Here is a 255-nt window from a genome sequence, read left to right on the forward strand (position 1 = left end):
TTTTTACACCGATTCTTATGCCGCTCATCACAGCTGCCCAAATCGATCCGGTATATTTTGGGATCGTCTTCATCTTAACGGGGGCATTGGGTCTGTTGACGCCGCCGGTTGGAACCGTATTGAATGTAGCTGGAGGCGTCGCGCGATTAAATATGGATGACATGATGAGGGGCGTATGGCCATTCTTACTTGCGGAAACGGTTATTCTTATTCTTTTGATTCTGTTCCCGGAATTGGTTACGGTTCCTGTGGAGT

The 255-nt window shown here is 47.8% G+C and carries 1 protein-coding gene; it reads left to right on the forward strand.

Translation table 11 applies throughout. The annotated features are described in order from the left end of the window. Window positions 1–255, forward strand: a 255-nt coding sequence (locus tag ACZYR9_RS27960; protein WP_488981533.1) for a TRAP transporter large permease subunit, incomplete at both ends; no start/stop codon positions are given.

Source organism: Paenibacillus sp. F024 (assembly GCF_057814255.1).